The sequence below is a fragment of the Ochrobactrum sp. A-1 genome, assembly GCF_022488005.1.
GTDB lineage: Bacteria > Pseudomonadota > Alphaproteobacteria > Rhizobiales > Rhizobiaceae > Brucella.
Map to the genome: position 1 here is coordinate 150,061 of NZ_JAKVQC010000005.1, position 13,692 is coordinate 163,752.

Consider the following 13,692-nt stretch of genomic DNA (forward strand, 5'->3'; position numbering starts at 1 on the left):
CTAATCCACTATATCGCGAGACACCCACTTGCCTTCATTCCCGAAAACAGGAGCTGGCGGATTGAAAAAGTCCCTCCCCTCGCCTTCTGTGTCAGAGATCGTAGATATCCGCCCGGCGAATTGATGGACGACAGTTTCTGCAGGATCCAGGCAATCGCGGTTGAAGCGGTTTTTGGCCCCATGAAACGGATCGCTTCCTGATAGGCTGATTGACTGATGCCGAGAAAGCCCGAAACGATACGCGAGGCGTCGAGAAGCTCTCGCCATGTGCCAATTCCGTTCGCACCATACTCGCGAATATCTGGACAGGATCGAAGCACCAGGTCGAGCGAAATGGAAGGCGTTAACTCGCCAGAAGTTCCTTCTTCCCGCTTCACAGAAACTGGTATTTCCGCAGAAGGTGCGTTCAAAACAATCTTTTTGCCATTTTGAGATTCAAAAAAGGATTCTGGCAGGGATTCATTATGCTGCCGCTCAGATTGGGCGACGCTGCCGCTCATTTCTGGAGCAATTTCATTTGTTTTCAAAGCGATAGCCATTTCACCGCGAATGGTTTCAAAATTGACCTTAATCGTGGACAGTTCATCAAGAGATGCGCGGCGAGGGATAGCGTCGACAATGGCGCGGAAGCGAACGAACAACGCTTCGATACGTTCACTAAGCTCACCTGTTTCTTCAGCCTTATCCGCAAAAGCTCCCGCCATATCTCGGCGCATGACGGATACTTCGTCGCGAAGACGCTTCAGTGCTTTTTGATCAGCGAGTATTTTATCCGCGATAGCAGCAATTTCAGAGGCGCGATCGAGCAAGGGCGCAAAGGAAAAGCCGAAAGCAAGCTCGACGCCGCCTTCCCTATCCTTATGTGCATAGCGTTTGCGGGTCGGGCTATCCTTGCGCGCAATGATCCCGGCTTCAATCAGGGAGGCCAGATGTCGGCGCAGTGTAGACTCCGGCATGCCATGGGCGCGCAGCGACAGCTGTCGATTGGATGGGAAAACGACCAGACCGCTTTTCTCATGCAGTTCATCATCCGGCAGAAATGACAGAAGCGAGCTCAGCACGGCAAGGCAACGATCATTCAGATCGAAGTCAGCCTTAGCCACGCAAAGCTGTTTGTAGAGCGCCCATCTGTTTACACCCCTCCCCTGCTTCGGCTTCTCTTGCCGGTCTGAATTTTGGGCAAACGCCTTCATTCGCCCGCGGAATACGGACGTGTCAGTCTTCAAAATTTGCATTCCCTCTCACCTTTCAAAAGGCAAAAGAAATCCACCCGCCAAAATGACGCTTACGACTCTTGACACTGATTCGAGGAAATGCGATTCTTGATCCTGCTACAAACCATGAAATCGGCTTCCACGACGGCGACGTTTTGGGGGCCTTTTTCTTTTTGTGGTCTCTCCTTATCGACCGTTGATCATATACGTTCCGTTGCTGTTAAGTCTTGGAACGCTCGTCGAACTGTTTAATCAAGTCTGGCATACGGTTAGTTAGCCACTGAGCAAAATGACTTTCCTGTTTTGGAATTGTCATTATGACACCAGACGTGGTGGACCTAATCCGCCCAAAGAGTCGAGTTCCCAGCGAAAACTCCCTCGTTTCTTCAGCTTCTGCTTCACCTGCCGAAACGTTTATCGGTTTTGCCGCTGCGGAAACTAATGCAAATCGTGTCGCGCTATCCGAAGCGATGAAGTCATCAGTCTTAATCAACTCTCGAATGGTTTCGAGTTGGACGGGCTCTTTTAGGTTTTCAGCGAGAGCAGTCCACTTAGGGCGTCCAACTGATTTAGCCCGACCTATGGCATATATTACATCTTCTGGAATAACAGAGCTGACCTTGAATAGATGCGAAATCGCAGACTCACTCAAACCCAGCACGGGGCAGATAGCGCGATGCGAGAAGCCTACGTTTTTTAACTGTAAAGCCCACATTGCTTGTTCAATCCATGTGAGGCCCTCACGCACGCCATTTTCGAGCGATTGTTCCTCGATCAACTGACGATCAGTGAGCTCTCGAATAAAAGCTTTGATCTTTAATGGCTCATTCTGATCGGCTTCCCCCATCAGTGACTTGATTGCGGCCAGTCTCCGATATCCATAAGCCAGTTGATAATGGCCGGGCTTGGACGGATGCGGTCGTACTAAAACCGGTATCTTTTGCCCTTCTGCTGCGATTGAAGCTTTTAGCAACTCCAGTTCGCTATCGGCTTCAGCATCGTTTTCAAACCGATCTTTGAACGGGGAACGCTCGATCTTGCTGGGATCAAGTGTAACAATGCTATCTTCGGTAAGCTGCGTGAGAGCTCGACCGACGTTGGAGATGACAGGAGAAGAGTGGCGCCTTGCAATTGGATTTTGTTCAGCGGCGTCAGGAGTGCCCACAAATTCGGTTCTGCTGTCAGCATCGGCCATTCGTTTCAGGATGCTTTTCTTCATTTGGATCGCTCCCAAACCTTATGGATCAGAGCAAGGATCTCAAAGTTAACCCGATCTGCGCTTTCAATTGCTCTTTTTAACGCTTCTCGGCCCACCTCTCCCGGCTCCAACTCGTAGAGTGTTTTCTTGGCAACTGCGGCCCCTGCTATCGCAGTTGATTCCAGTGCCTCCGCTACTAAAACATCATCACCAAAAAGGCGGCGCATGACACCGGACATATATTTTTGGGGCCCGTCATTCGGATTTACGCGTGTGAGTAAAAACTTAAAGTGATCGTGGTCGAAACGAGCGCCAAATTGGGCCAAAACATCGGCCAAATCAGATATCATAATGAGAAATTGATTGCAGGACGCGACATCAAGCATCGCAGGATGCACGGTCACGATCAATGAAGTCGCGGCGTAGAGGGCTGCTAGGGTGGTATAGCCAAGAGAAGGTGGAGTATCTAGGATTACCAGATCGTATTGGTTCTCCACCGAAGCGATCGCTTTTCCAAGCCTCTCGAAAAACAGTCCAAGTTCATCTCTGTTTCGCGATGTCAGGTAGGAAGGCGTATCAAACTCGAAGTCCATCAATTCGAGATTGCCAGGGACTAAGTCAACGCCTGGAAAATATGTTGCACGGATAACCTCAGCAAGAGGGCGTCGCTCATCATCATAGCGCAGTGCTGCATAAGCAGTCTCATTCTCTTCAAGATCGAACTCAGGCTGAATGCCGAACATTGAAGTCATCGACGCTTGAGGATCGAGATCTATGCAAAGAACTCGATAACCTTGCAGGCCAAGGAAATGCGCTAAATGGACCGAAGTCGTTGTTTTAGAACTCCCGCCTTTGAAGTTGGAGGTTGCTAAAACTTGTAGTCGTTCCCCAGTCCGACGGTAAGGAAGCAAATCCTGAGCTTCTTCAGGACGTAAGTCGGCCAGAAACGATCTCAGTTCTTTGACTTGCTCGATTGTGTAAGTCCGGCGATTGTTTTCCGCCCGTTCAGGCTGCGGCCCCTTCCCTTCTATGGTAAGCTGACGCAATGTGCTCTCAGGGACGTTCAATAAACGTACTAGGTCAAGTGTGGAAAAGGTGCGAGTAAACGACTTGCGCGCTTGTGGTGGGTAAAAAGCCTCCCGCATATCCCGCAGTTCCACAGAAAGCTTCGAAGTGTAGCCTTCGATCTTTGATGTGGTGTCGCTGACGGTGACATTGGTTGGCTGAAGCATTATTTCCTCATGACGGTTATGAACGCGAAAAGTGTTCATTACCGTCAAAGATACCCATATCTAACGATTCGACAATGTTTTTTTCGTTAATGAGAGGTTAACACTGAAACGGGCGATCTTTACAGTTGTAAAGATTATTGCGGGCCGGATGTGATACCATAGACTTTACAGTTGTAAAGAAACGTTGGAGCGGCTTGTAATCGCTAGCGTGGGCCGCTCTGCCGCTCGTGACGGCCCTCCCCCGCGGATGTGTTTTCTAGATCGAGGCTGAGAATTCTGCAGCTGACTTAGGGGGGGGCATAGAAATTGACGAATAGTCAAGAACGGCTAGTCGTCGCCGAGACGGGGTCGCGAGTGGCACTCATTTGCCGAGACTGTCTTGTGGATGCCTCCGCCCGAGATCAACGTCAAGCTCTCCTAGAGTGAACAAGATAAGCGATCACATCGGTAGGACTACGATGATGGTGATGATCCATAAGCTTTAGCAACAGGCGAAAGTGGCTTTCAGGTGCGTGCTCAACCTCTTAATCAGAGATTGTGATCAGGACGATAACTGACAAGGGTGATTGTCGCGTTTGTGGAATTGTCGGAAAAGACCGCGGAAAATCGCGCCGGATGGGTTACAATGAGAAGGTTTGTGCTGAGCAAAGTAGACAAGGCGCATTACTAACAAGGGAGCATTTCGATGGAAACGCCGCTTAGAGTTAGAAACGTTCTGCTAAAAGCTTTCCTGATCAATCTGCTATTTATCATCTTTGCGTGGTTGATGTCGCTCAGCGGCATTACAACAAGTATGATGTCCGTCTTTTTTGGCTTTAGCGTCGATCAAACCCACATGTACATGGCCAATATCATCGGGTTCTGGAAGAGTCTGAACGTCGTCCTTTTCCTGATCCCCGCAATAGCGATCCAATGGGAATATCGTGCAAAGAGATGACCATGATAAACTTGGCAACATTTTGCGACCCAGTCGCGTAAATGGATATGGACCGTAGCGTCATCAGTCTCGTGAAGCAAATGGAGTTCGGCCCGTGGTGCTTCGCAGCGAAGAAGTTCTGTGAAAGCACGGACGATCCCCGCGCTTGCGCTGTGGGAATGAGTTAGGCAACCAGTTGGTGAAGTAGATCGAGGTCATTGAATTCGGTGAACGGGCCAAGTGCTTCACAAGGAAAACGACTTCTTGTGCGATCGAACGGCGCTTTAGGCGAGCTGTACTGTACTCAACGTTGGACGATCGCCAGTGGGACCACAACGACTATCGTCATAAAGCCTAGCGCCCCAAAGACGAGGGTGCCTAGTGCCCTTGCGAACGCCTTCGGTGTGCTGGAAACGCCATCGTTGGTGGACCACCGTGTCAAGCATGCGAGATACCAGATGGTGGCTGCCAGGAGAACGACAGCACCGGTTATCCGTGAGGTCTGAAATACCACGAGCGCGATTTCTACCGACAGCGCAAATGGAACAACCATTCAGTTGTCGTGTTAAAATGAATGGTGAGCTGACGTTGAAGTCCTTGTTTGAAATTGGGTAGTCTGTGAGAAGCCGCCGATTTACGCCGGTTGTGGAACGTAGGCGCTAGTGACGGCAGCAATAATTATGCATCTACGGGAAGGCTTCTCTGGTTGGTCGGGCCTGGGTCAGCATTATTCGGGCCAATGCCTCTGGTTCCAGTCGAGCTACGTTGTGGCCACAATCGAGAGAAAAGGTTGACCAATCCGTTTCCTCGCTCAAGCGTTGGTAAAGGTCGAGGAATGGACTTCCATCCCATCCATGTGCGCCAACGAAGACCTTACGAGGTATTTCACGCCAGCGTCCGGTTAAAGTGATTGACTGGAGAAATGTCGCGATCGGTTGTGGGCGGCATCGTGGGTCCAGATTGGAAGGCGGGGCACAATTCAGCCCGTCACCTTTTGCACCTGCGATGAACATGTCTCGAAAGCGCGGTGTTGTCAGCGACCAGACCGAGTCGCCGGTTTCTGGGACATAAGCGTCAACATAGACCAGTGAACGGATGCGCGACGGAACGGCGTCCGCTACGCCGCTCACGATCATTCCTCCGTAGGATTGCCCGACAAGGATCAAGTCGTCACTATGCGACTTCACGACATCAACGACCTCGCTTACATGAGTTTCAAGATTGGCCGATGGGGCAGGTGTATCACCGAGCCCCGAAAGTGTGATTGGCACAACTATGTGCCCGTGCCCTGCGAGGATATCCGCTACTTTCTGGTAGACCCAACCGCCCTGCCAGCCTCCGGCTATCAGAATGAAAGTGGCCATAATAATCGTTCCTATCGTTGGTGCGGTAACGAACTGAAGAAGAGACCGCTTTTGCGCCCAAACCGGTCATTCAGCGTAATCGCAGTTCTTCATGTATCACGACCGGCGGGAATTGAACGAAATCTGCCGAGTCGAATTCGACGGCGAACGCGAGTCTTCTGGTTTCTGCTCAGCCGATAGCTGCCGCTCTGGCTGACTGCGGTACCTTAGTTGCCAAGGAGCAGTGAGGAACCCAGCGACCAACGCGTTAATGTTCGTGACAGCTCAGGGGATCGAAGTGGCCGTGTAATCTGCTATGTAGGCCAGATAGGGCGTGGTTCGAACGCGGCTCTGTCCAGAGGATCATAGTCTCATTGTCAAAATATTTTACTGTGTCGAAGGTAATTAAAAGTTTTCTCTGTGCTGAAAAGACCTCTGCCATGATTGCGCTAACGTCGCCTGGCCATTGCTCGAACACCGCAAGTGTCAGATGGGGCGGATATCCTAATTCCAGCATCGAGCCTTTCGGTTCAAATACGCTCGCCTCATCCCAAAGCTTCAGGATTTCAACTGCGGTAGCGTTGCAGCTTTTCAAGCTGACTCCATAGGGCATTCATTGCCTCCACCGGGTGTTTCTTTTCGACCCTACAGCAACTAGGTGTCGTCGGTCGAGCGTTCGCTTTGGGCCTCATAACTGCCAATTGCAATACCTCAGTGTAGCTCAGCGGAAGCTAGAAGCTCACTGAGCGTGGCGTTGAACCCGTTTTGTTTGGCGCCGTATACGAGCTGGGCAATCGCTCTTGCGTTGGTACCAATTATTGGTACAATCGCGTAAAGGAGTGAATATATGTCACGAAACACATCAGTTACCCTCGGTGATCACTTCGCCAATTTCGTCGATTCACAGGTGAGGGGAGGGCGCTATGGCTCTGCCAGTGATGTTGTGCGTGCAGGATTGCGCCTTTTAGAAGAACATGAAACGCGCGTTAGGTCCTTGCAGGAGGCGCTGATTGCGGGCGAAGAGTCTGGTCAGTCGAAGCCCTTGGATCGTGAGGGCTTCCTGCAGAGAATGAAGACGAAGCATGCGCTTTGATGGGTATCAGCTTACACCGCTTGCCGAGGCCGATCTCGAAGATATCTGGGTTTACACCTTACGCGAATGGTCATTGGAGCAAGCAAACAGCTATATCACTGACGTCATGGATGCTTTTGAAGGGTTAACGGAAGGGAGCAAGCGTGGTCGGTTGACGGACATCCGACCAGGTTATCTCAAATATGCCGTCGGATCCCATGTGATCTATTTCCGGGAGCACGTGAACACGCTGCTTGTTGTGCGTATTTTGCACGGGCGTATGGATGTTGGGCGGCACATGTAACGCATATTGTGTTGCATTATCGAAAGTTCCAATGACGGAGGATTGTCTATCACATTGATTGAAAGACGGCCTCTCGGCCGAATGATCGGTCAGGCGCTTAGCGACGAATGAGACCAAAACGGTGGGCTTCATCTAAAAGGTGACGAACGGAGGAAGGCTGCCATTTCCTCCCACCGCGCGTCGGCCGCTCTCCCATCTGATCGAGCTGGGCCGCGATATCGCGAAGCGACAATCCGGGATCGGCAATCGCAATTGCGGCGACCAGTTTCATCAGGTGATCAGAAGGGATGCGGCGAGGGGATCGGGCAACAAGCTTCTTGTCGGCGATTTTTTCGCGGACGAGACGATGCACGGCGCGGCGCAGACGCTCGACCGTCCAGTCATGTCCGCGCCTATTGAGCACCTGTACGATATTCTCCCAGCTGTGGACCGGGCGCATTTGTTGCACCAGAGGCAACCAGGTCTGTGCCGAGGTGATCAGTTCATCGAGATAGCGTTTGTTGCGCGCTTGAGATACGGCCCGGATCGCTTCCGGCTTGCGCTCTCTCAAGCCGGGATTTCCCGGAAGCTTGCCGCGCGCCTTTGCAGCTTTGATCCCCGCTTTGGTCCGTTCTGCAATCAGCGCGCGTTCGAGCTGTGCAACGGCGTCCAGCACCTGCAGAGAAAACATGCCTTGCGGCGTGGATGTGTCGATGGGATCACGGATAGATCGAAAGTGGATGCCGCGTTGTTCGAGATCTTCGATAACCTGCAGAAGGTGACTGACCGAGCGGGCGAGGCGGTCCAGCCGGACCACGACGAGAACGTCACCGGCAACGAGTTCCGAAAGCAGCCGGGTCAGGACCGGGCGGGCGCGTGAAGTCCCGGAACCCTACTCCTGAAAGATGCGATCACAGCCAGCTGCCCGCAACTCGTCCATCTGTGCATCATGGACCGGATCGTCGGTCGAGACGCGTGCGTAACCGATGAGGCGAGCGGGACGGGGCAACGCACTGGTGGCCTGACGTTTTGACATGGCTGTTTCTCCCGCGCTTGAAGCGGCTTTGTTCAAATAAGGAATGCATTAGAAAATGGTCAGTTGCAAGCGAGTTTTACTATGCAATTTAACCGCCATCAGAAGCGATTTTAATGGGTAGACGAGGAAACCCTCATCAAAACAACCGTTGCGCGCCAGCGGCCTACCTAAGTTAAAAGGTCCAAATCTATAAACAGGGAGAGGGATGGATAAGCTGGAATGATCACGGTAGGCGGCGAAAAGAGATAAGCCGAGAGCCTCGGTAGATACCGAGCAATCCGTAGTATGATAGCTCGTCCTTGGCGAAAAAATGAAAGGTAAGAACACTTGGCGTCCCTTGCGGAGAACAGTGCCGTGAGAAGGGCTTCAAAAGAACTGTTTTCCTAAAATAGGTGCGACCGATTGGAGAAAATGTCAACTCGACGATACTTTAAATCCTTAGATTGTGGCGGGAGATACGTTCCTTGATCTGCCATTTGCTTTTGCTTCAATGGCAGTGTTAATTGTCGTTCAATTGGGGTGGGGGCATGATACAGAATCGATCGTTTCTTTTCTTGATAACAGGGTTTGTTGTCAGTTTTCTTGTTGCGGGCTGCGCGGTATCCGATGTCGGGCCGATCAATCGTTCAACGTCTCAATTATTCGCGTTTAACAATCATTTCGTTCCCGATCACGGGGATGATGGCGCAATGATCATTGGCCTGGCATTTTCTGGCGGCGGCACGCGGGCGGCGGCTTTTGGTTATGGAGTCATGCGGGCGCTCGATGATACGATCGTGGACGAATATCCCTATGAGCGAAGCCTGGTCGATAATATCAGGATAATATCCGGCGTGTCTGGAGGCGCGGTTCTTGCAGCCTATTTCGGCATGAAAGGGCGCGATGATTATCGGGATTTCCGTGAAACGTTTCTGGTCAGGAACGCTGAAGAACGCGTGCGCACCAATGCCTTGTCGCCAGCAGTCGCCATTGGCGTCCTGAATGGCGGCGCAAATGACCGATCCTCGCTTGCCCGTTGGCTCGACGACAATATTTTCCATGGTGCGACCTATTCAAAGTTTGACTGGTCCAATGCGCCATCGATCTGGATCTCTGCATCGGATATCTACAACCGGGTTCCATTTCACTTCAGCGTAGAAACCTTTGCAGCACTGTGCAGCAATCTGAAGGATGTGCGGATTGCTGACGCAGTCGCGGCGTCAGCGGCGGTTCCGGTCGTTTTCAAGCCCATTTCGGTTGCATCCAACCATGGTGCCTGCACCTATCGCCAGCCCGATTGGCTAAGCCGGGTCATGGCCGATCCCGAGGCGTCGTATAGGTTGAAGGCCTATGGGCGCGCACTGCACACTTACCGGTCGAGCAATGTGAATTTCATAAAATTGCTCGATGGCGCGCTGACCGATAATCTGGGGCTTACGCCATTTGCGATGGCCAGAGCCTCGGCGCAAACACCCTATGGGCCATTGTCGCCTGCCGATGCCGTGAAGCTGAAGACTTTTCTTTACATTGTCGTGGATGCTGGCCGTGAGATGGAATATCCATGGGTAAAGGAGCTGCAAGGGCCAGGGATTTCTGAAATCCTCGGTGCGGTTACGGATACTGCCATTTCCTCGTCGGTCAGGGAAGGGTTTGATGCGCTGAAGCTGGCGACAACGCAATGGCGCGACGAACTCATTGCATATCGGTGCAGCCTGTCTGCAGCCACAGTAGCGCGCTATCGCGGCTCGTTGAAAGGATGGAACTGCCGCGATGTCCGATTTCATGTACAACGCCTGTCGATACAAGATCTTCCCGCTGGCATGGCTGCAAGTTTCAATGAAGTGCCAACCCGCTTCGTGCTTCCGACAGAACAGGTGGATCAGGTGATTGCCGCCGGTCGCGTGGCGTTTAAAAGAAACGCCGTCCTCCAGAACGCCATTCGCGAAGTCCAGTCCGATGCAGGCGTCAAGAAACCGGTTAGCCCGAATTTGCTCCAACAAAACCTATCATCGTCTGAAACACTGGCGTCGGGGCCATTGTAGCGCCAGCACCAGCCCGGTTTTCGCAATATTACCATTTATGACTGCTGATCCGAGGCCACAGAATATACCATGATCAAACTGCTTTTTATGTTTGCCTGGGCATCGCTATGCTCGATGATTGTGTTATGGGCGGCAATGGCGCTCTGGTTTCATTTGCAGGTGGGGCAGACGATCAAAATCTGCGTCATGGCCCTGACCGCGCTTGTTCTTGCAGCTTATATCTCGGTCCTGTTTTCACCGCGTTCGAGCAGCCAGTTGATAAGCTTCAGTAACGTCGCATTCATCTGCCTCGGTTCCCTCTTTCTGGTCTCCTGGTTTTCGATGAAGCCTTCGCTTACGCGGGATTGGGCGGCAGATGTCCAGCACACGGTGACAGCGGATGTTCAGGGCGACGAGGTGACATTTCACAACATTCGTGACTTCACATGGAATGACAGCCGGATATTTGTGCCAGGGTGGAAATCCGGGACGTACAGGTTGAGCGAACTCAATTCGGTGGATGTCATATTGTCTTACTGGACGCATCCGGCCATTGCACATACATTGATTTCATTCGGCTTTGCAGATGGTCGCCATCTGGTGTTCTCTGCCGAAATACGCAAGAAAAAAGGTCAGGAATTTTCTTCGCTGGGTGGCTTTTTCAGAAGTTTCGAATTGGCGATGATAGCGGCGGAAGAACGGGACATTGTTTATTTGAGAACCAATGTCCGCGACGAGCGCGTCTATCGATATCCGGTCGATGTTGGTCAAGAGCTTATGCAGGCGATGTTGCTCAAATATATCGAAAAGGCCAACGATCTTGCCAGAAACCCGGCCTTCTACAATACACTGACGTCCAATTGCACGACGGTCGTTTTCGACCTTGTTCGCCTGCTGGAACCAGGTTTTCCATTTGATTACAGGGTTTTGCTCTCCGGCTATCTGCCGGAGTTTCTCTATGACAATGAGCTGCTCATGAACAGCGACCTGCCGTTCAGTGAAATCCAGCAGCGCGCCTTGCTGACGCCGGTTCGCTCAATGGAGCGCGAACAGTTTTCTACGGTCATCCGGCAGCCTGCCGGTACTTAGAGCATTTCCAGCAAAAGTGCGAAGCGGTTTTGCGTAGGACAATGCGGTAAAACAAATAGTTAGAGCGGTTCTGATGATTCCGTATTAACCGGAACCGCTCTAGCTAGGCCGGATATATGCGAGACGTGTCCTAGTTTATGTCCTGCTTCGTGTTTGCGTATTTTTTTAGCAGGCGAAGTTTGGGAAACGTCAAGAACGATTTTGGTGGGTCGACCAGAGCCGACAATGCGCGCGCATAATCCAGCACCAGACCAGGCGTCCACGCCATGGATTCTGCGCGCTTGCGCATCAGTCCCGCTGCCCATAGCTCAGGATAAATGATCGCGCGCAACGCTGTAATTATTGGCCAGTTGTGGTCACGATAAACACCTTCCAGCGCTGCATCCAGAGCATCAGCGACTGCACTTGAGCAATTGCGGTTTGTGAGATTATAGGTGTTGTCTGCGCTGTAATCTTGCCAGAATGCATTCAATCGCGATGCGTCGATATTCTTGATCACCACCTGCACTGTCGATTGGCACCATTCGGCGGATTCTTCCTGATAGCTTGGCAGGAAACGTCCGGGCACATTGTTGTCTGCGGTGGCGCGTAATGTCCGGGTGAATTCGTCCGGCGATCGGTCGATCTCGACTGCCGGATAATGGCTGATATAGACGTTTGGGGCCATTTCCAGAGCCGCATGGCCCGTGGAAATGACGCCGTTTGTATCGACGGCTGCGATATATCGATTGATGGCCCTTTGATGAAGCGGGGTCATGACCTGACCTGTGGGAGTCCAGACATGGACGATCAGCTCGCTGCGATTGGCAGAATGGGCGAGGGAGCTGGAACCCGGCTTGTTCCATAAAGGATTTCTGTTGAAGATACTGCTGATCGATGCGCCTTCTTCCAGCCGTCGCACCCGTGTCGCAATGTTCAATATGCCAAGGCTGGTAAGGATCATGACGGCGCCGACATTGAAGGCAACTGTTCCGGCGTACCATGTTGGCCATGGCTGAAGCGTTGCAATGGCGATGCAAACTTCCGCAATGCCGCCCATCAACCCCAGCCGCCAGCGGGGATAGCGGACAACCCATGCACTGCCAATGCGCACACTGCCATCCACAAGGAAGCAGAACCCCAGCACCATCGCAAGCGTGAAGTGGCTGGCGGGGGTGGCGCTGAGGATCAGCAAGGCGACCGCGAACAACGCGATACCCTGCACGACACGCATTCGTCTCGCCGTTCCCTGACTGAACGCGGCAGCCAGGAGGCCGACAGCCGCCTCCGGCAGCAGGAAATAGCCAAAAAAGCGCGACGGAATGATCGTCTTTCCGTCCAAGGCATCTATAGCGATGAATGTGCCGAGCAGAAGCCAGACGCCGCCGGTAATGAGTAGTATTTTCCAGTGACGCTGAATAATTTCCCGGCCAAGGAGAATAAGAACGATGCGTATCATGCCTGGGGGGCTCCACTGGGTTTAAGCGTGCGCTTTACGATCAGGGCGAACACCATGAAAACGACGCAGACCATTCCCACAAAGGTCGGTAGGCCGTGCTGCATCACGTCTAGGAAACCGCCTGCCAGCATCGGTCCCACCAAGGCGCCGCCGCCCCAGAACAGCCCCATCGCAGCATAGACGCTGATAAGGTCCGCCCCACGGAACTGCGAGCCGATTATCGCGAGCATTGTCGTATAAATGCCAACGAAAATTCCGCCCCAGATGAACAATGCCGGGTAGGCCAGCCAGCTCACCGATAGAAGCAGGGGCCAGAGAAATGCCGTTACTGCGGAGACCGCCGTTAGGGCGATCATCAGTGTAACCCGGTTCATCTTGTCTGATAGCCAGCCGATGGGAAGCTGCAGCGCAATGGCACCGACCATGAGAACCGTGATCAGTTGTGCACCTTCGGTTTCGTTCCAGCCGAGCCGCATGGCATAAATGGCAAGGAAAGACAGTCCGGCTGTTTCAACTGCCGAATTGATTGCCGTTGTTCCCATGGCAATGGGCGACAGTCGCATCATACGCAAGAAATTTGAGTGTTTTTGCTGGGCCATTTCAATTTGTCGAAGTCCCGGCAGGCTCATGATGACAAAGGCGAGGAGGGCGACGACCGCCCCGATTGCAAATGGCACCAGCCCTTCAAACCCCGTAAACGACAGGATCAGCGGGCCGCCGGCAAAGCCCAGCGAGAGCGACGCTGTATAGGTTGCCATGATGCGTCCGCGATTTTTATTGTCGCTCAGCTCGCTGGCCCAGGTTTCCGTCAACACGAACAGAATTTCGGCAGAAATTCCCAGCAGGAAACGCAACGGAAACCAGAACCAGA

General features: G+C 52.5%; 13 protein-coding genes and 1 pseudogene. 5 read left to right on the forward strand and 9 right to left on the reverse strand.

Annotated elements, in window-relative coordinates:
- Positions 1–8: 8 nt before the first annotated feature.
- The 3 genes from repC to repA form a co-directional block, all read right to left on the reverse strand.
- Complete coding sequence (gene repC, locus MKS82_RS17895; protein ID WP_240579129.1) at positions 9–1,235, reverse strand: plasmid replication protein RepC; 1,227 nt, start codon at positions 1,233–1,235, stop codon at positions 9–11.
- A 199-nt stretch (positions 1,236–1,434) separates the two neighbouring features.
- A complete protein-coding gene (gene repB, locus MKS82_RS17900) occupies positions 1,435–2,433 on the reverse strand; it encodes a plasmid partitioning protein RepB (protein ID WP_240579130.1) in 999 nt (332 codons plus the stop codon).
- The gene (gene repA / locus MKS82_RS17905) at positions 2,430–3,644 is read right to left on the reverse strand and encodes a plasmid partitioning protein RepA (protein ID WP_240579131.1); all 1,215 of its coding nucleotides are present in this window, start codon (positions 3,642–3,644) and stop codon (positions 2,430–2,432) included. Before repA ends, repB begins: the two co-directional genes overlap by 4 nt.
- A gap of 685 nt (positions 3,645–4,329) precedes the next feature.
- On the opposite strand from repA, the gene MKS82_RS17910 reads away from it, so the two are divergent.
- On the forward strand, positions 4,330–4,581 hold the full coding sequence (locus tag MKS82_RS17910; RefSeq protein WP_240579132.1) for a hypothetical protein: 252 nt from the start codon (positions 4,330–4,332) through the stop codon (positions 4,579–4,581).
- A gap of 283 nt (positions 4,582–4,864) precedes the next feature.
- Here MKS82_RS17910 and MKS82_RS17915 read toward each other — a convergent pair whose 3' ends face one another.
- The 3 genes from MKS82_RS17915 to MKS82_RS17925 all read right to left on the reverse strand — a co-directional run bounded on the left by MKS82_RS17915 (position 4,865) and on the right by MKS82_RS17925 (position 6,516).
- A complete protein-coding gene (locus tag MKS82_RS17915) occupies positions 4,865–5,113 on the reverse strand; it encodes a hypothetical protein (RefSeq protein ID WP_109366600.1) in 249 nt (82 codons plus the stop codon).
- 133 nt (positions 5,114–5,246) lie between these two features.
- Positions 5,247–5,924 carry an alpha/beta fold hydrolase gene (locus MKS82_RS17920; RefSeq protein WP_240579133.1) on the reverse strand — a complete coding sequence of 226 codons (678 nt, stop codon included), beginning with the start codon at positions 5,922–5,924 and terminating at the stop codon, positions 5,247–5,249.
- A gap of 247 nt (positions 5,925–6,171) precedes the next feature.
- Positions 6,172–6,516, reverse strand: coding sequence for a 2'-5' RNA ligase family protein (locus MKS82_RS17925; protein ID WP_240579134.1), 345 nt, complete (start codon positions 6,514–6,516; stop codon positions 6,172–6,174).
- Between the two features lie 234 nt (positions 6,517–6,750).
- On the opposite strand from MKS82_RS17925, the gene MKS82_RS17930 reads away from it, so the two are divergent.
- Together MKS82_RS17930 and MKS82_RS17935 are read left to right on the forward strand one after the other, a co-directional pair.
- Positions 6,751–6,996 carry a type II toxin-antitoxin system ParD family antitoxin gene (locus MKS82_RS17930; protein ID WP_109366597.1) on the forward strand — a complete coding sequence of 82 codons (246 nt, stop codon included), beginning with the start codon at positions 6,751–6,753 and terminating at the stop codon, positions 6,994–6,996.
- On the forward strand, positions 6,986–7,279 hold the full coding sequence (locus MKS82_RS17935) for a type II toxin-antitoxin system RelE/ParE family toxin (RefSeq protein WP_240579135.1): 294 nt from the start codon (positions 6,986–6,988) through the stop codon (positions 7,277–7,279). The genes MKS82_RS17930 and MKS82_RS17935 overlap by 11 nt, the downstream gene beginning before the upstream one ends.
- 97 nt (positions 7,280–7,376) lie before the next feature.
- Here the strand turns inward: MKS82_RS17935 and MKS82_RS17940 are convergent.
- Positions 7,377–8,294, reverse strand: a pseudogene (locus tag MKS82_RS17940) (recombinase family protein).
- A 527-nt stretch (positions 8,295–8,821) separates the two neighbouring features.
- Between MKS82_RS17940 and MKS82_RS17945 the strand changes: the two are divergent.
- Positions 8,822–10,315, forward strand: a complete 1,494-nt coding sequence (locus MKS82_RS17945) for a patatin-like phospholipase family protein (RefSeq protein WP_109989469.1) — start codon at positions 8,822–8,824, stop codon at positions 10,313–10,315.
- Between the two features lie 69 nt (positions 10,316–10,384).
- The gene (locus MKS82_RS17950; protein WP_181394334.1) at positions 10,385–11,383 is read left to right on the forward strand and encodes an Lnb N-terminal periplasmic domain-containing protein; all 999 of its coding nucleotides are present in this window, start codon (positions 10,385–10,387) and stop codon (positions 11,381–11,383) included.
- Between the two features lie 130 nt (positions 11,384–11,513).
- On the opposite strand, the gene MKS82_RS17955 is transcribed toward MKS82_RS17950, so the two are convergent.
- Positions 11,514–12,821, reverse strand: coding sequence for an HdeD family acid-resistance protein (locus MKS82_RS17955; protein ID WP_171058842.1), 1,308 nt, complete (start codon positions 12,819–12,821; stop codon positions 11,514–11,516).
- Positions 12,818–13,692 (reverse strand): MFS transporter (locus MKS82_RS17960; protein ID WP_240579136.1); only part of this gene is annotated, 875 nt, incomplete at its 5' end. The genes MKS82_RS17960 and MKS82_RS17955, both read right to left, overlap by 4 nt.